1 protein-coding gene is annotated in these 433 nt (G+C 67.2%); it reads right to left on the reverse strand.

What is annotated here, in order from left to right; all coding sequences use genetic code 11:
- Positions 1 to 433: pyridoxal-phosphate dependent enzyme (locus tag RNC47_RS37035; protein WP_311605262.1), on the reverse strand; the 433-nt coding region annotated here is incomplete at both ends.

Consider the following 433-nt stretch of genomic DNA (forward strand, 5'->3'; position numbering starts at 1 on the left):
ACCGCACCCATGTAGACGATGCATTCCAGGCCGAGCAGCGCACACGCCGTGGCGGTGGCGACCCCGTGCTGGCCGGCGCCGGTCTCGGCGATGACTCGGGTCTTGCCCATCTGCCGTGCCAGCAGTGCCTGGCCCAGACCGTTGTTGATCTGGTGAGAACCGGTGTGGTTCAGGTCTTCTCGCTTGAGGAAGATCCGTGCGCCACCTGCGTATTCGGACCGCCGGGTCGCTTCGTACAGCGGCGACGGCCGGCCGCTGTAGTGCCGCTGCAACCGGTCGAGCTCATCGAGGACTGCCTGGTCACCGCGGGCCTTCTCATAGGCCGCGGTGACCTCTTCGATCACCGCCCTCAGCGCCTCGGGAACAAACCGGCCCCCGAAGGAACCGAAATGGCCCAGTGCGTCGGGATCGTGACCGGTGGGGTCGGCACAGC

Source organism: Streptomyces millisiae, from assembly GCF_031845425.1.
Classification (GTDB): domain Bacteria; phylum Actinomycetota; class Actinomycetes; order Streptomycetales; family Streptomycetaceae; genus Streptomyces; species Streptomyces millisiae.